Origin of the sequence: Acinetobacter legionensis, from assembly GCF_048551735.1 — a bacterium.
In the GTDB taxonomy this organism is placed as follows: domain Bacteria; phylum Pseudomonadota; class Gammaproteobacteria; order Pseudomonadales; family Moraxellaceae; genus Acinetobacter.
In genome coordinates this window covers 1-310 of record NZ_JBIMBV010000108.1, presented here as the reverse complement: position 1 = coordinate 310, position 310 = coordinate 1, and the positions used below count along the sequence as shown (strand labels likewise).

Annotated in this window: 1 protein-coding gene; it reads right to left on the bottom strand. The window is 39.0% G+C overall.

Annotated elements, in window-relative coordinates; genetic code table 11:
• A partial coding sequence (locus tag ACG9ZL_RS21230; protein WP_419361909.1) for a CvpA family protein occupies positions 1-287 on the bottom strand: 287 nt, incomplete at its 3' end.
• Between the last annotated feature and the right edge of the window lie 23 nt (positions 288-310).

Genomic DNA, 310 nt, shown 5'->3' with positions numbered 1-310 from the left:
GGACCGAGTTTTAAAGTTTTTAAAATCTGATTAAGTAAAGCAGTGACAATCCATGTTAAAACAATAATGACCAAGACAATAAAAGCACATGCAGCAATTTTCTGCACCACAGGATCCTGACTGAGTGCAGACATTGAAGGTGCGATGATATTGGCATATTTGGCACCGACAATCAGTGCAAATATCCATCCTCTCAAGTTCGCAAAGGCTTTCACGAATCCTTGTCGCAACCCGTTTAGCCCTCCACTGAGCAATAGAATCAGAATAATAATGTCTAAGGTATTCATATTTTAAATCATAGCGTCAACAC